A 24,127-nucleotide genomic window follows, 5' to 3' on the forward strand; every position below is an offset into this window, starting at 1 on the left:
GGAATCTTGAAGCGCGTCCAGTATCGTTTTATTGCCCCATGGTCCCTTCAGGAGCCCGCAAACGTGAGCCAAGGAAAATTCGCCCTGACCATCAACCGCAAACCGGTCAGCGTAACGACCGATGCGGACAAGCCGCTGCTCTGGGTTCTGCGCGAGGAATTGAAGATGCCGGGCACCAAGTTCGGCTGCGGGCAAGGGCTTTGCGGGGCCTGCACCGTGCTGCTCGACGGACAGGCGGTGCGTTCATGCCAGACGCCGGTATCGGCGGCGGCGGGGCACAGGATCACCACCATCGAGGGCGCGAGTGCCGTGCCGCAGGGGGCCAGGCTGGTCGAGATGTGGCGCGAGATCGACGTGCCGCAATGCGGCTATTGTCAGGCGGGCCAGATCCTGTCCGCTACGGCCCTGCTGATGGCCAATCCCAAGCCGAGCGATGAGGAAATCGACGCGGGGATGAACGGCAACCTGTGCCGCTGCGCCACCTATCTGCGCATCCGCCGCGCGATCAGGAAAGCGGCCGGAATGGCCGATGTGACGGGAGATGCGGCATGAGCGCGGTTATCGACCGTCGCGGCTTTATCGCCGCCTCGCTGGCGGGCGCGGGCGCGCTGGCGTTTGAGGCGCGCATTGCCCTGGCCGATACGCCCGGCGCGGTGCCGCTCAACGCCTTCATCCGCATCGGGGCCGATAACAAGGTCATCATCGGCGCCAAGAACCCGGAGATCGGTCAGGGCGTGCGCACCATGCTGCCCATGCTGATCGCCGAGGAACTGGACCTGAGCTGGGATCAGGTGGTGATCGAGCCCACGCTGGCCAATGAAAAGATTTATGGCGCGCAAAGCGCGGGCGGCTCGACCTCCACGCCGATCAACTGGCTGCCCATGCGGCAGACGGGCGCAGCGGCGCGGGCGATGATCCTGAGCGCGGCGGCCAGGGAATGGGGCGTGGAGACAAGCGCCCTGACCACGTCGGCGGGCAAGGTTTTGCATGGGGCCTCGGGGCGTTCGGCGCCCTATGCCGCCTTTGCGCGCGGCGCGGCCTCTGAAACGGCGCCCGATCTGGCCAAGGTGGCGCTCAAGGATCCCTCGCGCTTTACCATCATCGGCCAATCCAAGATCGGCGTCGATACGGTGGCGATCACACAGGGCAAGCCGCTTTTCGGCATTGACGTGGACATGCCCGGCCTGCTCCACGGCGCGATCATCAAGGCCCCGGCCCATGGCGCGACCATCGCATCGCATGACGCGGGCGCGGCGCTGAAGCGCAAGGGCGTGATCGCGGTGGTGCCGGTGAACAGCAATTCGGTCGCGCCGGGCAAATTCGACACGCTGGTCGTGGTGGCCGACAGTTGGTGGACGGCCAAAAATGCGCGCGAGGCCGTGACCGTGGAGTGGGACGATGCCGCGCAAATCGGCTTTTCCACCGAGGCCTATGACCAACAGGCCGCCGCCGCCTTTGCCGCAGGGCCCCAGATTGCCCATGCCAAGAACGGCGATGCGGCCAAGGCGCTGGCGGGCGCGGCCAAAACCATCACGGCGGACTACTCTTACCCCTTCCTCGCCCATGGCACGCTGGAGCCGCAGAATTGCACGGGCCGCTGGGCCGATGGCAAGCTGGAGATCTGGGCGCCCAGTCAGGCACCCAACAATGGCCGCAACGACACCGCCGCGATGCTGGGCATCAAGGGCGAGGACATCACCATCCACCAGACCCGCATCGGCGGCGGCTTTGGGCGGCGGTTGATCAATGATTACATGGTGATGGTGGCGCAGGTCGCCAAGGCGATGCCTGGCAAGCCGGTCAAGATCCTGTTCGACCGCACCGATGATCTGCGCCACGACTATTACCGCCCGGCGGGCTGGCACCGCTTTACGGCGGGGCTGGATGCCAAGGGCGATCTGATTGCCTTCCGCGACCATTTCGTCAGCTTTGGCAAGGACGGCAAGCCGATCCGCGCGGCGGAGATGAGTCCGTTTGAATTCCCGGTCAATGTGCTGGCCGATTCCGAAATCGGCATCACCTATCTGCCCACCAATCTGGCAACGGGATGGCTGCGCGCGCCCACCTCCAATGCCATCTCCTTCGTCTATCAGAGCTTTATGGACGAAATCGCGCAGGCGGCGGGGATCGATCTGCCCGAACTGATGCGGCGGACTTTGGGTGCGCCGCGCGATCTGGCGGTGGTGCCGGGGCGGCCGGTGCTCAATTCGGGCCGGGCGCGGGCCGTGATCGACGGCGCGTGCAAGATGGCCGGTTGGCAGGGCGGCAAACTGGCCCCCGGCCCCAAGGGCGAGAAGCGCGGGCGCGGCTTTGGCTTCTATTTCAGCCATCGCGGCTATTTTGCCGAAGTGGTCGATGTCACCATCACCGATGGCGCGAATGTGCGCGTGGACAAGGTTTGGGCATGCGGCGACATCGGCAGCCAGATCATCAACCCGATCAACGCCCGCCATCAGGTACAGGGCGCGGTGAACGAAGGCCTTGGCCAGGGCATGGTCGAGCAGAAGATCGAGCAGGTGAAGGGCGTGGTGCAGGCCGAAAGCTTTGGCGACTTCCCCCTGATCCGCATCGAACAGGTGCCGCGCGAAATCGCGGTGCAATTCCTGAAAACCGATTATCCGCCCACCGGGCTTGGCGAACCCTCGCTGCCCCCGGTGATCCCGGCGCTGGCCAATGCGATCTTTGCCGCAACGGGCCAAAGGCTGCGCCAATTGCCGCTGAAACTGGCCTGAAAAACACCGGAAATGCACGATATCGACCCGCCCCTTGCACCGCAGGGGGCGGGTTTTCTTATGCCCGCGCCGGGGCGCTTGCGCCAAACTGCGTATAAGGCAAAAAGCCGCTTGAAGGATTTTTGACGCCTGTCCAATCTTCCCCTCGCGGCCAGTGATTCATGGCGCCACAGTTTGAGCCAGCGAGTTCCAGCTTGGGGGGAATTTGATACTATGACCTTCCCGTCCGATCCTTCGGATATTGGCGCGCCTGCGTCATTGAAACACATGCCGTCCAAACCTCGGCGGCGCCTCGCGCTGCTTGGTCTGACGGCCACGGCGCTGGGCATGGCGGTGCTGCATGGCGCGGCCCCGGCGGTGGCGCAGGCCGACGATTCCGGCGGCGAAAAGGAAGCGGGCATTCCCGTCACCGACAAGCTGGTGGTCGACAAATGCGGCGCGTGCCACACCAATGACGGCAAGGGCAACCTGTCGCGCATCTCCTGGATGCGCACCACCCCCGAAGGCTGGGCGCAGGTGATCCACCGCATGGTCAAGCTCAACGGGCTGGTCATCACCGCCGATGACGCCAAGAAAGTCATCCGCTCGCTTTCGGCCAGCCACGGCCTGGCGCCGGACGAGGCCAAGCCGGTGATGTACCTGACAGAAAAGCGGGTGCTGGATGAAACCAACATCCCCAATGAGACGGTGCGTGCGGCCTGCGCCTCGTGCCACGCCTTCGCCCAGCCCTTGAGCTGGCGCCGGTCGGCCAATGAGTGGAAGTTGCTTCAGGAATTCCACGTCGCGCTCTATTCGCAGGCAGAAGTGCAATATCGCCGCGGTGTAGACGAGCATGGCATTCCGCAGGGCTATGGCGCCCCGGCGACCAAGGGGCCGACGCCGGGCGAGGTGGCGCTGGACTATATGCGCAAGGCCGCTCCGCTGCATTCGGCCGAATGGGCTTCGTGGAGCGCGCGGATGCGTCCGGCCGCTCTGGCGGGCAAATGGCTGGTTTCGGCCGAACTGCCAGGCAAGGGCCGCTATGCCGGATCGATGGTGATCGCACCCAAGGGCGAGGATTTCACCACCACGATCACGCTCAAGTCCCTGAAGGACGGCAGCACCATCACCCGTACGGGCAGCGGCATCGTCTATTCCGGCTATTCCTGGCGCGGCACATCCAAGGGTTCGGGCGACATGACCGCCCCCGATGCCCCCGCCCATGATGCGCGCGAAACCATGTGGTTTGCCCCCGACCAGAAATCGGCGGCAGGGCGCTGGTATTGGGGCGCCTATCAGGAGTTCGGCTTTGACGTCAAACTGACCAAGACCAGCACCGAACCCACCATCGCCAGCGTGACCCCCGATGCGGTCAAGACCGGCACGATGGGCGCGCAGCTCCACATCATCGGTGACAAACTGCCCACCAAATTCGCGCTCTCGGACATCACGCTGGGCAAGGGCGTGGTCGCCAGAAAGATCGTCTCGGCCAGCGACGACGAGATCGTGCTGAGCGTCGATGTGGCCGCCGATGCCACCGTGGGCGCGCATGATGTGGCCATTGGCGGGGCGGTGCTGGAAAAGGCGCTGCCGATCTATAAAAAGGTCGACTACATCAAGGTCACGCCAGAAACCTCGCTCGCCCGTCTTGGCGGCAGCGAGAAGCACCCCAAGGGCTATCTGCAGTTCGAGGCCATCGGCTATGACAAGGGCGCCGACGGCAAGGCTGGCACCGCCGATGACGTGGCGATTGGCCCCATCGATGCGAGTTTCTCGATGGGCGAATTCCCCTCGGTCTATTACGATGATGACGTGAATTTCGTCGGCAAGCTCTCGACCGCCGGGTTCTTTACGCCCAACATCGACGGGCCCAACCCCCAGCGCAAATGGAACCGCAACAATTACGGCGAGGTCTGGGTCACCGCGACCGCCAAGGCGGAAAAGGGCGCCGATGGCAAGCCCCTGACCGCCAAGGCTTTCATGGTCGTGACCGTCCCTGCCTACAAGCGCTGGGATCAGCCGGAGGTGAATCAATGAGCGCGCCCTTGACCCACACCTATCGCAGCGGCGAGGTCCATCGCTTTGACGCGCAGGGGCAGGATTTCATCTATCTGGTGTCGGCGGGCGCGATCTTCGCGCTCGACGGCGCGGTGGGCGAAGTGCTCTCCATGCTGGACGGCGCGGAAATGGCGCATGGCGATCTGGTCACCGCTCTGGCGGGGTCCGGCTACAGCGCCGCCGATGCCGAGGATCTGGTGCGCGAGCTGCGCCTTGCCCGCGTGATCGTGTCGGACCAGACCGTGGCGGCCCCCGCCCCGGCCAAGCCGCCCGAAGATTATCCGCTTCAGGCGCTGGTGCTCAACATCACCAACCAGTGCAATCTGGCCTGCACCTATTGCTATGAATTTGGCGCGGACAAGATCGCCACGCCAAACGGCAAGCCCAAATATATGACCATCGACACCGCCAAGGCTTCGGTCGACCTGCTGCTGGCGCAGTCGGGCGGGCGGCCTGCGGTGCATATCACCTTCTTTGGCGGCGAAACGCTGATGAACTTTCCGCTGCTGCGGCAGGTCGTCGCCTATGCCACGGATCAGGCCACGGCCCAGGGTCGCACCATCACCTTCAGCCTGACCACCAATGCCACGCTGCTGACCGACGACATCATAGAGTTTCTGGCGACCGAGCAAATCGGCGTCACGGTCAGCATCGACGGCCCCAAGGAGATGCATGACAAGCGCCGCGTCTATAAAAGCGGCAAGGGCAGCTATGATGTGATCGAGCCCAAGCTGCGCAAGCTGATCGCCCGCCATCGCACCCGCGCGATCACCGCCCGCGTGACGCTGAGCAAGGGCGTGACCGATGTGGTCAGCATCTTCCGCCACCTGCGCGAGGATATCGGCTTTCACGAGGTCGGCTTTGCGCCGGTCACGGAATCGGGCGAACAGGCCTATGCGCTGGGCGAGGAAGGCATGGTCACCGTGCTGGAGCAGTTCCATCTGCTGGCCGATGAATGGCTCGATTATGCGCTCAAAGGCCTGATGCACGGGTTTTCCAATGTTTCGGAAACCATTGGCGAATTGGTGCAGGGGACGAACAAGAGCCACCCTTGCGGCGCGGGTCTGGGTCTGCTGGGCGTCTCGCCCTCGGGCGATCTCTCGCCCTGCCATCGCTTCACCGATGCCGACAGCCATGTGATGGGCCATGTCTCCAGCGGCATCGACCGCAAGGCGCAGGGCGAATTCCTGACCAAGGGCCATGTCGGCGCCAAATACGCGTGCCAGTCCTGCTGGGCGCGGCCTTTGTGCGCGGGCGGATGCCATCACGAGGCCTTTGTCCGCTACGGCGACACGGGCCACGCCAATCTGCATTATTGCGACTGGATCCGCGAATGGACCGACACCTGCCTGAAGATCCAAGGCACGCTGGCGGTGCAGAACCCCGAATTCCTCGAAAAGTTTGCTGAAAGAAAGGGCCTGTCATGAAGCATTTGCGCCCCATCAACCAAAAGGCCAAGGCGATTGACGAAAGCGTGGAGACGCAGATTGCGGCCATGCAGGAGGATGTCGTGGCCCTGCAACAGCAAGTGCGCCCGCATGTACCGATGGGCTGCACCCTGTCCTTCTCGCCCGGTTGGGAAGTGGACGCCAGCGGCGGCACGGCGGGCCTGTGCCAGCCGGTCGAGCGCGACATCTACGACTGCTATGTCACCTGCTTTTGGCCGGTGCAGGTGCCCGACCATGTCAATTACTCGCCCGATTGGGCCAGCAATTGCTCGGCGGCGGCCAAGGACTGGCGCAGCCTGGACATCATCTTTCCCTGATCGCGGCCCACGCGCCCGATCTCGCGACCTTTCTCATGAAAGAGCCTGCCACATGACGCATTCTCGCTCTGGCAAACCTTTCCGTCTGGCCGGTTTGTTGCTGGCCGCCGCTCCGGTGGCCGCAAGTGCCGCGCCCATCGTGATGGGCACCTATCCCGACAAACTGTTCGTGGTCGAGGAAACCACCGGCAAGATCGCCGAGCATATCAAGCTCGACACCGGCCTGCCGACCTCGCTGCGCCTGTCGAACGATCACAAGCGGATCTATGTCACCACCATCACCACCGGCGGGATCGAGGTGCTCGACACCGCCACGCGCAAGGTGTTGAACAAGTTCAGCCTGAACACGCCGACCACCAAATATCGCTTTACCGGCGGCGTGCCCGATCCGACGGGCAAATATTTCTACACGATCATGATGACCATCGACAAGGCCGTCGACCGCTACAAGGTCAGCAAGTGGCAATATGCAACCATCGATCTGGCCCAGAAAAAGGTGGTCAAGACCGTCGATATTCCCGACGAGGACAACACGCTCAACGCCGCCCGCGCGAACATGATGATCTCGCCCGACGGTAAGCTGCTCTATCTCTTCCGCGACAAGGTGGTTATCCTCAATACCTCCGACTTCAAGGCGGTGGATCATATTGACATCGCCAAACCCGAGGGCGCGGGGCTGGAAAACACCAGCTTTGGCGGCGGGGTGGAATTGCTGCGCAACAATGACGAATATGTCTCGCTGTTTACTGCGGCCGATCCCTATATTCACAACAAGATCTTTGGCATCGGCCGGTTCAAGCTGGCGTCCAAGACGTTTGATTTCACGCCCATCGGCCCCGCGCCCTATCAGATGGCGGGGCTTCAGGTCACCCCCGATGGCAAGGACGGCTACACCGTCACCACGCAGGGCACGACCGGCAACAAGCGCTGCGAATTCTGGCACTTTGACATTGCCAACAACAAGGTGGTGGACAAGGCTGAATTCCCCTGCCGCTCGCGCTTCCAGCTTGGCATGTCGAGCGACGGCAAAAAGCTCTACATCTATGGCGCCAGCTATGACATCGAGGTCTATGACGCCAAGACGCTGAAGTGGGACAAGACGTGGAACCTTGAGGCCGACGCCACCATGGCGGGGCTGGTTTACGCCCAGTGAAAGAAGCGCCGCGCCAGTCTGTGCTGATCCGTGGGGGCGGACTGGCGGGGGCTTGTGCGGCGCATTTGCTGCGCGGGGCGGGGTTTGCCATTGCGCATGAGCCGGTGCGGCGCTCGCCGGTGCCGGTCATCATGCTGTCTGATGCCGCGCTGGGGCTGATCCGCGATGCATTTGGGCGGACGGACCTGTTTGCCGATGCGCATCGCATTGAACGGCGCGTGGTGCGCTGGGGCGGCGATCCGGTGTCCATGCCCCATGGCGCGGTGGTGGTGTCCGAGGATGACCTGATCGCGGCGCTGGGCGGTGAACTCGCGGGTGATGCGAATGCGGGCACGCCCATGATGACGCTGCATTGCGCGCCGCCCTTTCCCAACGCCGAATTGATGCGCTTTGGCCAAAGGCGCGCAACGGCCGCCCGCGTCATGCTGCGCGCCGGGGCCGATCATGCGACATGCCATGTCGAAGCGGTGGCGCAGGGCTGGCTCTTCCTGATCCCTTCGGGGCCGGTGCAATGCTGGCTGCTGGGCGTCGGCGGCCCCTTGGAACGTCTGCTTGAAAACAGCCTTTTAATTGCGCCCCTGATCGCGGGCCTTGGAGAAAGCTCGCCCGGATTTGAAACCGCGCCGCGTCAACTGGCGTGCCTGGCGGGGCCAAACTGGCTGGCCTGCGGCATGTCGGCCATCGCGTTCGATCCGATCTGCGGCGACGGCAGCGCGCAATCGGTGCGCGAGGCCATCCTTGCCGCCGCCGTTATCGCGCATCCCGGCGACCGGCAAGCGTTGGCCACGCATTACCATTCGATGCTGACGGCCTCCTTGCGCCGCCATATCCAGATCTCCGGCCAGTTCTATGCCACCGGCTGCGACAGCCCATGGTGGCGCGAGCAGGTGGCGGCCCTTGCGCAAGGCTACGCATGGACCACCGCCCAATTGGCGCATATGCCCGAACCGCGCTATCTCTTGCGCGGGTTTCAACTGATCGAACGGGAGGCCGCGACCTGAACGCGCCGCATAACGCTTTGCATGCTTCCCCACCTCCTGCGCCTTGGGCGGCCTATCGGCGGCTCTGGCCCTATTTGCGCCCCTATTTGCCGCGTCTGCCCGCCGTCATGCTGGTCAGCCTGATGGCCACCGCGCTCAGCCTGGCCCAGCCCTATATTTCCAAGCTGATGATCGATGGCGCGCTGATGCGGCATGATATGGGGGTGCTGTGGCGCGTGGCGGGGCTGATGCTGGGGGCGACGGTCGGCTCCTATGTGCTCAACATCGCGGCCTCTTGGCTCCATGTCTCGCTCTCGGCCGCCATGTTGTTCGACATTCGCGTCGCGGTGCTGTCCCATCTGCAACAGCTCTCGCCGCGCTTCTTCGGCCGCTTTCGGCTTGGCGATCTGATGAGTCGGCTCAACAGCGATGTCTCTGACATTCAACGGGTTGCGGGCGACACGCTGCTCGCCGCGCTGGCCAATCTGCTGTTTCTGGCGGGCAGCATTGGGCTGATGCTCTGGCTCGACTGGCGGCTGTTTGTGGTGGGCGTGGTGCTGGTGCCGCTGGCGGTGGGGGCTTTCCTGCGCGCGCAAAAGCGGCTGACCGAACTGTCGCGGCAAATGCGCGAGGCGGGCGCGGACATTGGCAGTATGCTGGTCGATACGATCATGGGTATGCGCACGGTGGTGGCGCTGGGCGCGCAGGCGCGCGAGCGGGAGCGCTTTGCCGCCGCCAATGGCGGTTTTGTGCGCGCCATGCTGCGGATGCAGGTGACATCCTTCCTCTCAGGCGCGGTGCCGGGCACCTTGCTCTCCGCCTCGACCGCCGGGGCCATGCTGTGGGGCGGCTATGAGATCACCGCCGGGCGGATGACCATCGGCACGCTGGTCGCCTTCCTCGCTTATCAGCAGCGCCTGTTTGCCCCCATCCAGGGTCTGCTCGGCCTGTCCGCCACGCTGGCCCAAACGCGGGTGGCGCTGGCGCGGATCTTTGAATTGATGGACACGCCGCCCGAGGTGGAGGAGGCCGCCAGCCCCCTGTCCCTGCCCGCCGGGCCGTGCAGCATCCGCTTCGATCACGTCCGCCTGTCGCATGGCCGCGCGCCGGTGCTGAAAGACGCGGATTTCACCATTCCGGCAGGCTCCTTCTGTGCGATCCTCGGCCCCAGCGGGGCGGGCAAATCGACGATGGCCGATCTGATGGTGCGGATGATCGACCCTGATGGCGGGCGGGTGATGCTGGGCGACACGGACCTGCGCGAGGTGGCGCTGGACGATCTGCGCCGCGCGGTGCTGCTGGTCGAACAGACGCCGTTTCTGTTCAATGCCACGCTCTATGCCAATATTGCCTTTGGCCTGAACGATCCGGGGCGTGACGCGGTGATCGCGGCGGCCCATGATGCCGGGCTGGAAGCTTTGCTTGCCCGCCTGCCGCAGGGTTTGGATACGCCGGTGGGTGAACGCGGCCTTGCGCTCTCGGCGGGCGAGCGGCAGCGTGTGGCGCTCGCCCGTGCGCTCTTGCGGCGGCCCGATGCGCTGATCCTGGATGAGCCCACCGCCGCACTGGATGGCGAAACCGAGGCGCTGATCGCCGCCAGCCTGCGCCGCGCCCTGCCCCGTGCCACGCTGATCGTCATCACGCACAAGCCTGCGCTGGCCGCGATGGCGGATAGGGTGATTACCCTGAAAGATGGCGTGGCGACCTATGGCTGAACGAATTCTGGTCGCGGTCATCGACAGCGGCGTTCATCCCGACCACCCGCATATCAACCCGGCCCGCCTGCGCCCCGGTTTCGCCATTGGCGCCGATGGCATGGTGATCGAACAGGGCGCGATCCCGCTTGACCGGTTGGGCCATGGCACCGCCGTCACCGCCGCCATTCAGGAAAAGGCGCCCGAGGCCGAGATCATGCCCATCCGCGTATTCCATGATGCCCTGCGCGGCAGCGCCATGGCCTTGGTCAGCGCCATAGGCATCGCCGCCCGGAACGGCGCGCATATCATCAACCTCAGCCTTGGCACCACCAATGCCGCCCATGCCCCGCTGTTTGCCGAGGCTGTGGCCGGGGCGGGCGATGCGCTGGTGCTGGCCGCGGCACAGGCCGATGGCGTGCCCTGCCTGCCCGGATCGCTGGCGGGCGTATTGGGCGTGGGGCTGGATTGGGATATCCCGCGCGAGACATTCGCCTGGCGCGACGGCCAGATGGTCGCCAGCGGCTATCCCCGCCCGATCCCCGGTGTGCCGCAAAGGCGCAACCTCTACGGCATCAGCTTTGCCGTGGCGCAGGCCAGCGGCTTTGCCGCCCGCATCGCCCGGACGCAAAACCTGCGCACGCGCGCCGCCCTGCTCGCGGCGCTGTCCGCCGCCTGATCCCGCAAGCCGGATAAAAAACGCCCCCATGGCGCGAACCATGGGGGCATAAGGTGTCCTTCGCAGGGTGAAGAAAGTCAGCTCAGAACTTCTGGCCAAATTTGACGCCGAAGACTTGCGGGCGCACGGTGAAATTGCGCGAGGAACCGGCGCAGAAGTCGATCGAGCAGAAGGTGTTGGTGGTCAACACGCCGCGCCCGTCAAAGGCATTCTGGATATAGATGTCGAAAGCCCAGGTGTCCTTTTTGAGACCAGCCGAGAAATCGAACGTGGCGAAGCCCTTGGTCGTGCATTGGCGTCCCGCCTTGGTTGCGTCGGCGGCAATGTCCTGACAATCGAGCAGGTTGTTGTTCGACAGTTTGAGATCCTGCGTGGCGCTGCTCTGATACAGGGCCGAACCCAGCAGATAGGCCTTCAGATCGCCAAATTCGGTGTCATAGCGCACCGAAATATTGCCCTTGAATTCAGGCTGGCGCGGCAGGCGGCTGCCATCGGCGGCGGCGATGCCCGAAGAGCAGGTGGGATCCGCCGCAATGGTCAAGGCAGTCCGATCGGCCTTGAAATTGCAGAAATTGCCGTCAAGCCGCGCGCGGTTATACGCGCCCGAGGACGAGATCGTCACCTTGCCCAGCTTGATGTCGGCCTCATATTCCACCCCGTAAACCTTGGCCTTGCCGGCATTGCCGGTCATGCCTGCGCCCTGGGTGCCCGCCACGACGACGGAATATTGGATGTTGTTCCATTCCTCCATATAGATGGCGGTGTTGAAACGGACATTGTTGCCCCACTGGGTCTTGATGCCGATTTCGTAATTGGTCAGCGTTTCCGACTTGAAGGGATCGACCCGGAACACGCCCACGCCGCTGACGCGCAGCGGGCGGTTATAGCCGCCCGGGCGGAAGCCGGTGGAATAGTTGGCATAGACCATCTTGCTGGGCGTCAACTGATAGTTGAGCGCGATCTTGTGCGTCTCGCCCTGCTCCTTGTAGCGCCCGATCTGGTTGGGATCGAGCATATTGGTGTTGCGACAGGTCAGGCGCTCTGTCGGCAGCGGCAAGGAACAACCCATGGCCCCGGTCAGCATGTTCTTCGAGGTCGTCGTGCTCTTGGCCGAGGCCATGACCCCGGCAAAACCGGTGGTCCAGTAATCGGTCCAGAAATAACGCACGCCGCCGGTGATCTTCAATTTGGGCGTGATGTTGTAATGCCCTTCAAAGAAGATCGCCGCGTCATGCGTGTATTGGTTGTTTTCGTTGATATAGAAGCCATCGCCCTTCACCGCGGGCGAACCGACCACCATGGTCCCGCCCGATGTGGTGGGTACGCCAAATCCGGCCAGCGTGTTGACATCGCCGTTGCATACGGAGTTGAAACTGTAAGAACATACCTTGGTATAACCGGCGATATCGGCAAGGCCATGGATGCCATAGTAATTGTTGTTCTCGGTCTTCTGCCACTGATAAAAACCGCCGAAAGATGCATCAAACGGCCAGCTCTTTGGCGTGGCAAAGCGCAATTCCTGCGTGAACTTTTCCGAATACGTCCAGCCTTCGAAATACTGGGTCGGATTGAGCAGCTTGTTGCATTTCAGCGAAGCGCCCGAACCAGTGCAACCGTCCTTGCTGAAGAATTGCAGATAGTTTTCGTAGCCCTGCCCGAAATTATCATAGGTCACGGTGTAATAGGTGTAGTCGTTCTGGAGATGAACCTTGCGGCCGAAATAGCCGGTGGAGGACACGAGGTCGAAATCGCCGATATGGCCATGGACCGACAGCGCGCCCTGATACCATGCATCCTGACGCCGGGTCAGGTCATAGTCATGGACCTGAAGATCGCCCACGCGCGGATCATAGCCGAAATAGCCATAGGCGGTCTGCGACTGGGCGGCCAATTCGGGCGTGATCTGCCAGCCCGGCGTCGGCTCCCACAGCACCGCAAGGCGGCCGCCATACATATAGACGGGGTTGTAATCCTTCTTGGCGATCGCGGCATTGCTCAGCGTGTAATTGGTGCCCGGATTGCCATCGCCCAGCGCCAGCGTCGAGGATTTGCCATTGTTGAATTTGCCGTTGTTGGGCGTGTTGTCAACATAGCCGCCATCCTTGCGATAGAAGGCCACGACGCGTGCGGCCAGGTTATCGCCAACGGGAATATTGGCATAGGTCGCCAACTGGCCCCCGGCCGCGCCCTTGCCGAACTTGTTGACTTCGCTGTCATAGCCCCATTCAAACTTGCCCAGCTTGGGCTTGTTCGTGATCATGCGGATCGTACCGGCCAGCGAGCCTGCCCCATAGAGAGTGCCTTGCGGACCCGACAGACCCTCGACGCGCTCCATGTCATAGACAAAGACATCGGGAACGCCGGTGCCGGTGATGGGGATATCATCGAGATAGTAACCCACCGAAGCATAGGTGCCGCCCGCCGGAACAATGCCGCGGAAATAGGCGGTCTGGCGCCCCGGCCCAAGGCCTGCAAAGGACACTGAAGGCATCAGCAGGGCAAAGTCGGACATGCCCTTCACATTGCGCTCGGCCAGCTTTTCCATGCTCAGCGCCTGCATCGAGATCGGCACCTTCTGGACGCTTTCCGAACGGCGGGTGGCGGTCACCACGATGTCGCCCAAACCGCCGCCATCGGCCTCGGCAGGCGCGGGATCGGCCGCGGCTTCGGTGCCCGCGGCATGGGCGACGCCCACCAGCGCAAAGGGCGTCAGGAACGTCGCCGCGCTCAGCGCGATAACCCGGCGCGATCTTTTGGAAAACTCTGCAATCATCGTAATGCTTCCCCCATTACCGGCCCGCATGATGGCCATCTTGCCCCGAAATCCTCTGCCCTCTGCTATCCGCACCGGGTCCATGTCGGTTTCGCCGGACAAGCGGGATCGCCCGGCGAAAACAGATGCTTGCGCCAATGCACCCGCCGGATGCCGAAACGTCATTGAACCCCTTGGCGACACGATTGGCTGCGCCTTGCGAAGTGCCCCTACGCAATTGCAGCAATTAGTACGGTCGTCCGATTTCCCAAGAATGTCATAGGCACCCCGCGAGTCAAGGGCGCAAACAACGCAAGATGTCCCGAGGGGTTACGTCGTCTGACGTATATGTTTACGCAGGTGCAGCGCGCGACAATCCAAGACCAGACCGGCCCTATGAAAGGACATCCATGGCTTTGGGGACCATCGCCGCGCGCCCCTCGGTGCGCCAGTCGTCACGGGCCGTTCCGGGCGCCGCACTGGCCGATGCGGCGCGTTTGCTGGACAGCGATCCGGCCATGGCGCTGGCGCGCGCCGAAGCGCTGATCAAGGCGCAGCCCAACCTGCCCCCCGCCGAACTGATCGCCGCGCAAGCCTTGCGGCGCATGGGCAAGGGGCAGGTGGCGCTGATGCGTCTGATCGCGCTGGACCGGGCGCAGCCGGGCGTGCCGCCGATCCTGTGGGAATTGGCGCAGGCCGCATCAGAAGCGGGCGATGCCCCCAAGGCTATCGCCGCGCTCGAAACGCTGACCCGCGCCCAGCCGCAGGTGGCGAGCGGGTGGTATCTGCTGGCGCGCGAATGGCGGCGGCTGGGCGAGACGGACAAGGCGTGGCGCGCGGATCTCTCGGCGATCCATGCCTCCGCGTCGGACCCGGACCTGGTCAAGGCCGCGCTGGCCATGAATGAGGGAGAATTGGACAAGGCCGAGGCGATGCTCAAAGTCCGGCTTGAACGCATCCCGGAGGATGCCTCGGCCACGCGGCTGATCGGGGAAATCCACTGGCGCCGGGGCGATCTGGGCGAGGCGATGGCATGGGTGGAAAAAGCGCTGGCGATGGCGCCCGGTTTCGATCTGGCCCGCGATTTTCTGATCCGCCTGCTGCTGCAAACCAACCGCCTGCCCGAGGCGCAGGCCCATGCCGACACGCTCTGCGCCTCGCCGATGCAAAGCCCCGCCCACCGGCTGCTCAAGGCCTCGGTGCTGGTGCGCCTGGGCGATCAGGAGGGCGCGGGGGCGATCTATGAGGCCTTGCTCAAGGATGCGCCCGACAATGCCCATGTGTGGCAAAATCTGGGCCATGTGCGCAAGACACTGGGCGATCAGAGCGCCGCGGTCGAGGCCTATCGCCGCGCCATCGGCATCACCGCCACGATGGGCGAGGCATGGTGGTCGCTGGCCAATTTGAAAACCGCCAAATTCACCGCGCAGGACCGCGCCGCGATGCAGGCCGCGATTGCCACCGGCCCCACCGGCGAGGACCTGTTCCACCTCCATTTCGCGCTGGGCAAGGCGCTGGAGGATGCGGGCGACCATGCCGCCTCGTTTGACCATTACGCCACCGCCAACCGCCTGCGCCGCGCCGAAGTGGACTATAGCGCGCAAGGCACGCATGAGGCCGCCGCCGAACATGCCGCCACCTTTACCGCGCCCTTCTATGCCGCGCGCGATGGAGATGGCGCCAGTGTGGGCGGGTGCATGGCGCCCGATCCGATCTTCATCCTTGGCCTGCCGCGCTCCGGCTCGACGCTGGTGGAACAGATCCTGTCGAGCCATTCGATGATCGAGGGCACGCATGAATTGCCCGAGATGATGATGATCGCAGGGCGATTGAAAGCACGCGCGCAGCAGGGCGAATTTGCCTCTTACGGCGATCTGCTGGCCTCGCTTTCCCCCGCCGACCGGACGCGGCTGGGCGAGGAATATATCGATCTGACGCGGGTCCACCGCCAGACCGACCGGCCGCTGTTCATCGACAAAATGCCCAATAACTGGCAGAATGTGGGCCTCATCCGTATGATCCTGCCCCGCGCCAAAATCATTGATGCGCGGCGCCATCCGATGGCCTGCTGCTTTTCAGGCTGGAAACAACATTTTGCACGCGGTCAGGTCTTCACCTATGATCTGGCCGAAATCGGCGCCTATTACCGCGATTATGTCGCCCAAATGGCCGCCTTCGATGCCGAAATGCCCGGCGCGGTACATCGCGTGATCTATGAACAGATGGTGGCCGACACGCAGGCCGAGGTGGCGCGCCTGCTGGCCTATGTCGGCGTCGATTTCGAGGATGCCTGCCTTTCCTTCTGGGAAAACAAGCGCGCCGTGCGCACCGCCAGCAGCGAGCAAGTCCGCCGCCCGATCTATCGCGACGGGCTGGAACAATGGACCCATTATGCCGGGTGGCTCGATCCGCTGCGGGATGCGCTGGGGCCGGTGATCGGAGCCTATCCCGAACCGCCGCAGGATTGGCGCGCGCATCTGGCCAAATGAAAAGGGCGCCGGTTGCGGCGCCCTTTTGCTTATTGCCCGTTGGGATGGATATCCCGGAACGCAGCGTTGAACCCGCTGCTCGGCCCGCTGGCGCTGGGCACCGGCGGCGGGGCGTTGTAATGCGGCGGCGTGTAGGGCACGCGTGTGGCCGTCCGCCCCGACGAACGGCGCGCAGAATAACGCGAGGCATAACGCGAGGAATGGCGCGACTGGCGAGCCGCAGCGCGGCGTTCGGCGCGGGTCATGCGATGGGTCGGAGCCGCCTTGGCGGTCGCCTTCTGCGCCTGCGCCAAAGCCCGCTTTTCCGCACGGGTCAGCTTGCCATGCTTCTGCGCCTTGGCCATCGCGCGCTGCTGCGCCCGCGTCAGCTTGGGCGCGGCCCGCTTTTCGGCCCTTGCGGCGCGGGCCATTTCGCGCTGCTGCGCCCGCTTCTGCGCGCGGGTCAGCTTGGGCTCAGCCTTATGCTTGCCATGCGCCAGTTGGCGCTGCTCTGCCCGCTTTTGCGCCCGCGTCAGCTTGGGCTGCGCCTTGGCCTTGGTCTCGGCCCGCGCCATCTCGCGCCTTTGTGCGCGGGTCATCTTTTTGGCCGCAACCTTGGCCTTTTCGGCCCGGTGCCGCTTGGCAGGCGCGGCGACAGCCTTCTTCTTGGCCACCTTGGTCGCCGTATGCGTGGCCTTATGATGCCGGGCCTCGGCCGGCGCCGCCACCATCAGCATCGCCAGAACAGCCAACACCAATCTCTTCATCGAAACAAACTCCTGCCATCCCGTGGCGCGTGGTGATAGATCCTCGACCGCTATAGGCAAGCGCCATTTTGTCGCAGCGCCGCCGCGAAACGGCCCAGCCGTGCGATCAGCAAGCCGGGACGCAAACCGCCAATCCGCCCAGCGAAGTTTCCTTGTACTGGCTCATCATATCGGCCCCGGTGCGGCGCATGGTTTCAATCACCTGATCAAGGCTGACCAGATGCGTGCCATCCCCGCCCAGCGCCAGACGGGCCGCGTCAATGGCCTTGACCGCGCCCATCGCATTGCGCTCGATACAGGGGATCTGGACCAGCCCGCCAATGGGATCGCAGGTCAGGCCCAGATTGTGCTCCATGGCGATTTCGGCGGCATTCTCGATCTGGCCGTTGCTGCCTCCCATAATCGCGGTCAGCCCCGCCGCCGCCATCGAGCAGGCCACCCCCACCTCGCCCTGACAGCCGACCTCGGCGGCCGAAATGCTGGCGTTGCGTTTATACAGCCCCCCGATCGCGGTGGCGGTCAGCAAAAAGACGGCCTTGGCGCGATCATCGGCGCCGTGATATCGCTCGGCATAGCGCAGCACGGCCGGGATGATCCCCGCCGCGCCATTGGTGGGCGAGGTCACCACCTTGCCGCCCGCCGCATTCTCTTCATTGACCGCGATGGCCCATAGATTGACCAGATCGAGCGTGGCCAGCGGATCGGCCAGCACCCGTTCGACCCGCGCATAGAAACGTTCGCGCAGATGGGCGGCGCGGCGCTGGACCTTCAGACCACCGGGCAACTCGCCGCGCTGACTCATGCCGCGCTCGATGCAGGCGTCCATCGCCGCCGCGATTCGCGCAATGCCCGCCTCCGTCTCGGCGCGAGGCCGCCGCGCATCCTCATTGGCCAGCGCAAGATCGGCAATCGTCAACCCATCGCGCTGCGCCATCTCCAGCAATTCCGCCGCCGTGGTGAAGGGATAGGGCTCGTCGTGATCCTCGACCGGAGCATTCGCCGTGGTCTGATCCTCGTCCACAACAAAGCCGCCGCCGATGGAGAAATAGGTGCGGGTCAAAACAGGCTCGCCATCCGCATCCAACGCGGTGAAACGGATGCCATTGGGATGAAACGGCAGGCTCTCACGCCCCAGCCACAGGATATCCGCCCGCTCGTCAAAGGCAATGTTCTGCACCCCGCCCAGCATCATCCGCCCGCTTTCCCGCACGCGCTGGATCAAGGCAACGGCGGCATCGGGGTCGGCCTCCTCGGGCGCGATGCCGTGCAGGCCGACGATGGTCGCCGTATCGGTCGCATGGCCTCGCCCGGTCAGCGCGAGGCTGGCATAGAGCGCCACCTCGACCCGCGCCACGCGGGCAATGCCCTCAGCCAGCGCCGCCACAAACCGACACGCCGCCGTCATCGGCCCCATCGTGTGGCTGGAGGAAGGCCCAACGCCGATCTTGAACAATTCGAATATGCTGACTGCCATCTGGCTCTTCTTCCTGCGACCCTGAGTGGGCTTTCCTGCCGCACCATGTCTTGCGCACAATACGCTCCTTGACGCAGCGCGGCCAGTGCCGCCTTATGCAACATAACACATTGACTTCAGGAGATCCCGATGCGCCGCGCGATGCTGCTATGCCTGCCCTTGATGATGGCCGCTTTTCCGGTTCTTGCGGCTCCGGCCCTTGCCGCGCCGGTCAAGCCCGGCACCGCGGCGCGCATCGATGCGCAGACCACGAAGAACTGGCCCGAACTGGAGGCGCTCTACAAGGATCTGCACAGCCATCCCGAGATCGGTTTTACCGAAACGCGCACGGCGGGCATCCTTTCGGAAAAGCTGCGCAAGCTGGGGTTTGAAGTGACCGAGCATGTCGGCAAGACCGGTCTTGTCGGCGTGCTGAAGAACGGCCCCGGCCCGGTGGTGATGGTGCGCGTGGAAATGGACGCGCTGCCAATGGAGGAAAAGACCGGCCTTGCCTGGGCCAGCAAGGCGAAGCAGACCGGGGCCGATGGCAAGACCACCTATGTCATGCATGCCTGCGGCCATGACATCCACATGGCATGGTGGCTGGGCACGGCCCAGGCGCTGGTGGCGATGAAGGACCAGTGGAAAGGCACGCTGATTATGATCGGCCAGCCTTCGGAGGAAATCGGCGAAGGCGCGCGCGCGATGATCGAGGACGGCCTCTTCACCCGCTTCCCCAAGCCTGATTACGCCTTTGCCGCCCATGTCGGCGCGGCGCGCGCGGGCGATGTCGAGGTCAAGCAGGGCGTGGCCACCAGCAATTCCGATTCGGTGCGCGTCATCTTTCATGGGCAGGGCGCGCATGGCTCGATGCCCAACATGAGCATCGACCCCATCGTCATGGGCGCCCGCTTTGTCGAGGACGTGCAGACCGTCATCAGCCGCCAGAAGGACCCGCAGAAATTCGGCGTGGTCACCGTGGGCTATTTCCGCTCGGGCACCGTGGCCAACATCATCCCCGACAGCGCCGAACTGGGCCTTTCACTGCGCTCCTTCGACGATGAAACGCGCAAGCTGCTGAACAGCGGCGTGGACATCACCGCCCAATCGGTATCCGCCATGTCGCGCGCGCCCGCGCCTGAGATCAGGCGCGGCCATGGCATTTCCAGCGTGGTCAATGACGAAGCGCTGGCCGCCAGCACCTATGCCGTGCTCTCCAAGGCGGGCCTGCCCGGCGCGGTGCATCTGGATCCGGCCTATAAGCCGGGCTGGACCGCCAGCGAGGATTATTCCGAATTCGTGATGGCGGGCGTGACCAAATCGGTGTTCTTTTCCGTCGGCGGCAGCGATCCGGCGATGCTGGAAAAGTTCAAGGCGGAGGGCAAGCCGGTGCCGGTCAACCACTCGCCCTTTTTCGCGCCCGTGGCCCAGCCTGCGATCCGCACCGGGGTTGAGGTGCTCTCGCTGGCGGTGCTGTCGGTGGCCGGGAAATAATCAGTCCATCTCGACGATCTGGCCCGCGAGGCGCTCCACCTCGCGCCGGTCATGGCTGACATAGAGGATCGGCAGGGCCAGTTCGTCGCGGATGCGCTCGATCACGCGCATGATCTCCTCGCGGCGGGCCGCATCCAGCGAGGAGAGCGGCTCGTCCATCAACAGGAAACGCGCGCCCGACAGCAGCGCGCGGCCAATCGCCACCCTTTGCGCCTCACCGCCCGACAAGCGCCGGGGGCGAGCAGAGAGCAAAGCGCCAAGGCCAAGAAACTCCACCACCTGTTCAAAAGCGATCCAGCGCGCATCGGGCGCGGCCAGACGCCAGCCATAGCGCAGATTGGCCTCGACGCTCATGTGGGGAAACAGGCGATAATCCTGAAAGACATAGCCGCATCCGCGCGCCTCGGGCGGCATATCGATCCCCGCCGCCGCATCGAACAGCACCCGCCCGGCGACCGCAATCCGCCCCGCATCGGGCCGCACCAGTCCGGCGATCATGTCCAGCACGCTGGTCTTGCCCGCGCCTGATCGACCGAATAGGGCGGTGATCCCCGGCCCCGCCTCAAAGCTGGCGGCAATCCGGCGGTTGCCGCGCGTGATGCTGGCGTCCACCTCAAAGGACATGGGCGCGCATTCCCATCCGCCGCGTCAACACCTCGGACGCTACCAGCGCCGCCAGCGACAGACCCACCGAAATCATCGCCAGTCGCGTCACAATCCCCTCCTGCCCCGGCACCTGCATGGCGGCATAGATCGCCAGCGGCAGGGTCTGCGTCTCGCCGGGAATGTTCGAGACGAAGGTGATCGTCGCGCCAAATTCGCCAAGGCTGCGCGCAAAGCCCAACACCATGCCCGCCAGCACACCGGGCAGCGCCAAAGGCAGCGTAATCGTAGCAAACACCCGCATGGGCGAGGCCCCCAGCGTGCGCGCAGCCGCCTCCAGCCGCCGGTCCACGCTTTCGAGCGAAAGCCGGATCGCCCGCACCATCAAAGGCAGCGCCATGACCGAGGCCGCCAGCGCTGCGCCTGTCCAGCGAAACATCACCGACACCCCCATCGCCGCCAGCCAGCGCCCCGCAAACCCCTGCGCGCCAAAGCTGAGCAGCAGCAGCCAGCCCGTCACCACCGGCGGCAACACCAGCGGCAGATGCACCAGCGCATCAAGCAGCACCCGCCCCGGAAACCGCCCCCGCGCCAGCGCCCATGCCAGCGCAAAGCCCAAGGGCAGCGTGGCCACCATCGCCGCCGCGCTGACCTTCAGCGAAAGCCAGATGATGCCCCATTCCTCGGGGCTGATGCTATTTGGTGCCAAAGCCATAGGCGCGGAATATCGCCTTGCCCTGCGCCGAGGCAAGGAAGCGGCGGAAGCCTTCGGCATCCGGGTTGGTCGAGGCCGAAAGGCGGGCCAGTGGATAGACAATAGGCTTGTGCGAATTGGCCGGGAAAATGCCGACGACGCGCACGCGCTTATCCGCCCGCGCATCGGTGGCGTAAACAATGCCCAGCGGCGCCTCGCCGCGCGAGACCAGCGCCATGGCCGAACGCACACTGTCGGCGCCCGCCACACGGCCCTCAACGCTGGGCCAGACGCGCAGGGCGATCAACGCCTCACGCCCATATTTGCCCGCCGGGACCGAGGCCACCTGCCCCATAGCCAGACGGCCATTAGGCCCCAAGGCGGCGGCAAGCGGGAAACCGGGCGCGATGGTCAGGCGGACCTTGCTCTGCGCAGGCGCGATCAGGGCCAGAGAATTGGTCAGCAGGCCGATCCGCGTGCCCGGCTTGATCCGGCCGCCGGGGGCCTTGACCACATGATCCATCCACTCCTCGTCCGCCGAGAGGAACAGGTCGGCGGGCGCGCCATTCTCGATCTGACGCGCCAGCGCCGAGGAGGCGGCAAAGGAGAGCACCGGGCGCGGGTGGCCCTGCGCCGCCCATGTGTCGGCCGCCGCGTTCAGCGATTCCTGAAGGCTGGCCGCGGCCAGCACCACCGGCCCGCGCGGCGCCTGCGCCATGGCCGGGGTGACGCATAAAATCAGCGCGGTAATGATCAGCCTGCGAAACATGGGGCGCCCCTTTCAATATCCCTATGTATATCGAAATGCCCGCCGGGCAAGCCGTTTACCTATGCATCATCGCCCGGATGGCATCATACAGCACCGGCGCCACCGCCCGCGATCCGGCATCGGACAGGTGCAAGCGGTCGCGGTAATACATCTGTCCCCCTCTCATCGCATAGCACAGCCGCGCATCGCACAGAGGCGCGGCCAGATCGACCAGCACCACGCCGGGGAAATCCTTCGCCACGCGGCGCACCTGCGCGGCATAGGCGTCCTGGGCCTGCTCCAGCGCGCCGCCGCGCGGTTCGCCGCAGGGGTGGCGATAGGCCGGGCCATGCAAGGGCCGCAGATCGGTCAGGCAATCGGGCGGATCAAATCCCATCCGCCGGTTGGGCAGCGTGATGATCACGCCCTTGCCCGCCGCCGTCAGCCGCGCCAGCGTCCGGCGCAGGGCGCGTTCGAGGCGCGCCTCGGGCGGGGCGGGCGTGGGGTCGGCGCGGTCGGTCATGTCATGGGCCGAACTGCGCCGCAGCAACTGGTCGCCATTGGCATAGGACAGCACCACCACCCGGATCGAGGGGCTGGCCACCGCATAATCGAGCGCCTGATTGGTCAGCTTCCAATTGTTCAGACGGGTGCGGTCAAAGCTCTCGGTGGTGGTCGTGTCATAGAAAGGCGCGGCCTCGCTGGCCGAGGCGATCAGCACATTGATGTCACCATAGGAGGCCAACCCCGGAAACAGGCTGAGATTGAGCGAATCGCCCACCAGCGCCACATCGGGCGCTCCCGGACGCGCCAGATAGCAGAAGTCATTGCCCGCAACGCCCGGCACCAAAGCGCCGCGCCCCGGCATCAGCGCGTTGCATGCCCGCCCCTGCGCCTCGCTGGCCACCGGGATACCCCAGCCGATCTGGCGCGTGATCGGCGCAACGCGCGCATGGCTGGCCGAGGGGACATGCGCCCATGCCACCACCAGCCCGCCCAGCCCCAGCACCGCCATCGCCGCAAGCAGGCCCTTGACCTTTTTCGCATTGTCTCCGCCATAGCGCAAAGGCGGCTCGATCCAGCGCGCCGTGACCCATGCCAGCCCCGTTGCCACGCCCACGCAGACCAGCATCGCCCAGCCATCGACCCAGCCCGATGTCCGCGCCAGCACCAGCACCGGCCAGTGCCACAGATAGAGCGGATAGGAGATTTGCCCCAGCCAGCGCATCGGCAGAAGCAAGAGCAGCCGGGCATTGACCACCGCCCTTGGCCCCGCCGCCAGCAGCAGCACCGCCCCGCCCACCGGCGCCAGCGCCGCCCAGCCGGGAAAAGGCACTTTGCCCTCGGTGATATAGCGGAAACTGCCCAGCAGCAGCGCGAGGCCGATCAGGCTGAACCCATGGGCCATGCGCAGCGGCATGGCCCCGACCCGCCGCCGCTCGACCCAGGCCAGCGCGGCCCCCGCCAGCATTTCCCAGAAGCGCGCCGTGGGGATGTAAAACGCGGCCGATGTGTTGATCCGCATCAGGAATTGCTCATGCGCCATGCTGGCCGCAAAACCCAGCCCCAGCGTCCAGACCACGCCCCGCGCACCGCGCGATCTCCACGCCAGCATCACCGCCAGCGGCCAGAGGATGTAGAATTGCTCCTCCACCCCGAGGCTCCAGAGATGAAGCAGCGGTTTAGCGTCCGAAGAGGCGTCGAAATAGCCGCTCTCGGCATAGAGCACGAGATTGGAGGCAAAGACCGCCGCGCCCACCAGATGCGCGCCCAATTGCTGAAATCGATCATCGAACAACTGCACCCAGCCGAAAGCGAAAGTGGCCAGCAGGACCGTTATCAGCGCGGGATAGATCCGCCGCACCCGCCGCCCGTAAAACGCCGCCAACGAAAAGCGCCCGGCCCGCACATCGTCAAAAATCGCGCCCGAGATCAGATAGCCTGAGATGACAAAGAAGATGTCCACCCCGACAAAGCCGCCAAAGCCCTGCCGCCACCATGCGTGAAAGGCAACGACCACGCCCACGCTGATCGCGCGCAGGCCATCGATATCGGCACGGTGAAAAGGTTTGGGGTGGGATGCCATGCCCGGCGGCCTTGCACAGATC

At 64.6% G+C, this 24,127-nt stretch carries 18 protein-coding genes; 11 read left to right on the forward strand and 7 right to left on the reverse strand.

Features of this window, described 5'->3' with window-relative positions:
* The first annotated feature begins 63 nt into the window (after positions 1 to 63).
* The 9 genes from PQ467_RS14775 to PQ467_RS14815 all read left to right on the forward strand — a co-directional run bounded on the left by PQ467_RS14775 (position 64) and on the right by PQ467_RS14815 (position 11,040).
* Entirely contained in the window at positions 64 to 552 is a 489-nt protein-coding gene (locus tag PQ467_RS14775; protein ID WP_274174132.1) for a (2Fe-2S)-binding protein, read from the forward strand.
* Complete coding sequence (locus tag PQ467_RS14780) at positions 549 to 2,732, forward strand: xanthine dehydrogenase family protein molybdopterin-binding subunit (protein ID WP_274174133.1); 2,184 nt, start codon at positions 549 to 551, stop codon at positions 2,730 to 2,732. Before PQ467_RS14775 ends, PQ467_RS14780 begins: the two co-directional genes overlap by 4 nt.
* 213 nt (positions 2,733 to 2,945) lie before the next feature.
* Positions 2,946 to 4,748 (forward strand): quinohemoprotein amine dehydrogenase subunit alpha, encoded by a 1,803-nt coding sequence (gene peaA / locus PQ467_RS14785; RefSeq protein WP_337995096.1) that lies wholly within the window; start codon positions 2,946 to 2,948, stop codon positions 4,746 to 4,748.
* A complete protein-coding gene (gene peaB, locus PQ467_RS14790) occupies positions 4,745 to 6,196 on the forward strand; it encodes a quinohemoprotein amine dehydrogenase maturation protein (protein WP_274174134.1) in 1,452 nt (483 codons plus the stop codon). Before peaA ends, peaB begins: the two co-directional genes overlap by 4 nt.
* The gene (qhpC, locus tag PQ467_RS14795) at positions 6,193 to 6,534 is read left to right on the forward strand and encodes a quinohemoprotein amine dehydrogenase subunit gamma (RefSeq protein WP_274174135.1); all 342 of its coding nucleotides are present in this window, start codon (positions 6,193 to 6,195) and stop codon (positions 6,532 to 6,534) included. The genes peaB and qhpC overlap by 4 nt, the downstream gene beginning before the upstream one ends.
* Before the next feature lie 52 nt (positions 6,535 to 6,586).
* The gene (locus PQ467_RS14800; RefSeq protein WP_274174136.1) at positions 6,587 to 7,687 is read left to right on the forward strand and encodes a YncE family protein; all 1,101 of its coding nucleotides are present in this window, start codon (positions 6,587 to 6,589) and stop codon (positions 7,685 to 7,687) included.
* On the forward strand, positions 7,684 to 8,688 hold the full coding sequence (locus PQ467_RS14805) for a hypothetical protein (protein WP_274174137.1): 1,005 nt from the start codon (positions 7,684 to 7,686) through the stop codon (positions 8,686 to 8,688). Before PQ467_RS14800 ends, PQ467_RS14805 begins: the two co-directional genes overlap by 4 nt.
* A 17-nt stretch (positions 8,689 to 8,705) precedes the next feature.
* Positions 8,706 to 10,382 (forward strand): ABC transporter ATP-binding protein, encoded by a 1,677-nt coding sequence (locus tag PQ467_RS14810; protein WP_274174138.1) that lies wholly within the window; start codon positions 8,706 to 8,708, stop codon positions 10,380 to 10,382.
* Positions 10,375 to 11,040, forward strand: a complete 666-nt coding sequence (locus PQ467_RS14815; protein WP_274174139.1) for a S8 family serine peptidase — start codon at positions 10,375 to 10,377, stop codon at positions 11,038 to 11,040. Before PQ467_RS14810 ends, PQ467_RS14815 begins: the two co-directional genes overlap by 8 nt.
* Positions 11,041 to 11,122: 82 nt before the next feature.
* Here the strand turns inward: PQ467_RS14815 and PQ467_RS14820 are convergent, their stop codons facing one another.
* Positions 11,123 to 13,813, reverse strand: coding sequence for a TonB-dependent receptor (locus PQ467_RS14820; protein ID WP_274174140.1), 2,691 nt, complete (start codon positions 13,811 to 13,813; stop codon positions 11,123 to 11,125).
* Positions 13,814 to 14,202: 389 nt separating this feature from the next.
* On the opposite strand from PQ467_RS14820, the gene PQ467_RS14825 reads away from it, so the two are divergent.
* Positions 14,203 to 16,281: a tetratricopeptide repeat-containing sulfotransferase family protein gene (locus PQ467_RS14825; protein ID WP_443192953.1), complete on the forward strand. Its 2,079-nt coding sequence runs from the start codon at positions 14,203 to 14,205 to the stop codon at positions 16,279 to 16,281.
* 29 nt (positions 16,282 to 16,310) lie between these two features.
* Here the strand turns inward: PQ467_RS14825 and PQ467_RS14830 are convergent, their stop codons facing one another.
* Positions 16,311 to 17,027 carry a hypothetical protein gene (locus tag PQ467_RS14830; RefSeq protein ID WP_274174141.1) on the reverse strand — a complete coding sequence of 239 codons (717 nt, stop codon included), beginning with the start codon at positions 17,025 to 17,027 and terminating at the stop codon, positions 16,311 to 16,313.
* Positions 17,028 to 17,133: 106 nt separating this feature from the next.
* Positions 17,134 to 18,501 carry an L-serine ammonia-lyase gene (locus PQ467_RS14835; RefSeq protein ID WP_274174142.1) on the reverse strand — a complete coding sequence of 456 codons (1,368 nt, stop codon included), beginning with the start codon at positions 18,499 to 18,501 and terminating at the stop codon, positions 17,134 to 17,136.
* Between the two features lie 129 nt (positions 18,502 to 18,630).
* Here PQ467_RS14835 and PQ467_RS14840 point away from each other — a divergent pair, with 129 nt between their 5' ends.
* Positions 18,631 to 19,974 carry an amidohydrolase gene (locus PQ467_RS14840; RefSeq protein ID WP_274174143.1) on the forward strand — a complete coding sequence of 448 codons (1,344 nt, stop codon included), beginning with the start codon at positions 18,631 to 18,633 and terminating at the stop codon, positions 19,972 to 19,974.
* Here PQ467_RS14840 and PQ467_RS14845 read toward each other — a convergent pair whose 3' ends face one another.
* The 4 genes from PQ467_RS14845 to PQ467_RS14860 are packed head-to-tail and all read right to left on the reverse strand — an operon-like array spanning position 19,975 to position 24,105.
* Positions 19,975 to 20,598, reverse strand: a complete 624-nt coding sequence (locus PQ467_RS14845; protein ID WP_274174144.1) for a molybdenum ABC transporter ATP-binding protein — start codon at positions 20,596 to 20,598, stop codon at positions 19,975 to 19,977. It lies immediately after the preceding gene.
* Positions 20,588 to 21,292, reverse strand: coding sequence for a molybdate ABC transporter permease subunit (gene modB / locus PQ467_RS14850; RefSeq protein ID WP_274174145.1), 705 nt, complete (start codon positions 21,290 to 21,292; stop codon positions 20,588 to 20,590). The genes PQ467_RS14845 and modB overlap by 11 nt, the downstream gene beginning before the upstream one ends.
* Positions 21,273 to 22,040 (reverse strand): molybdate ABC transporter substrate-binding protein, encoded by a 768-nt coding sequence (modA, locus tag PQ467_RS14855; protein ID WP_274174146.1) that lies wholly within the window; start codon positions 22,038 to 22,040, stop codon positions 21,273 to 21,275. The genes modB and modA overlap by 20 nt, the downstream gene beginning before the upstream one ends.
* Before the next feature lie 55 nt (positions 22,041 to 22,095).
* Positions 22,096 to 24,105 (reverse strand): acyltransferase family protein, encoded by a 2,010-nt coding sequence (locus tag PQ467_RS14860; protein WP_274174147.1) that lies wholly within the window; start codon positions 24,103 to 24,105, stop codon positions 22,096 to 22,098.
* Positions 24,106 to 24,127 lie beyond the last annotated feature (22 nt).

Origin of the sequence: Novosphingobium sp. KACC 22771 (assembly GCF_028736195.1) — a bacterium.
In the GTDB taxonomy this organism is placed as follows: Bacteria; Pseudomonadota; Alphaproteobacteria; order Sphingomonadales; family Sphingomonadaceae; genus Novosphingobium.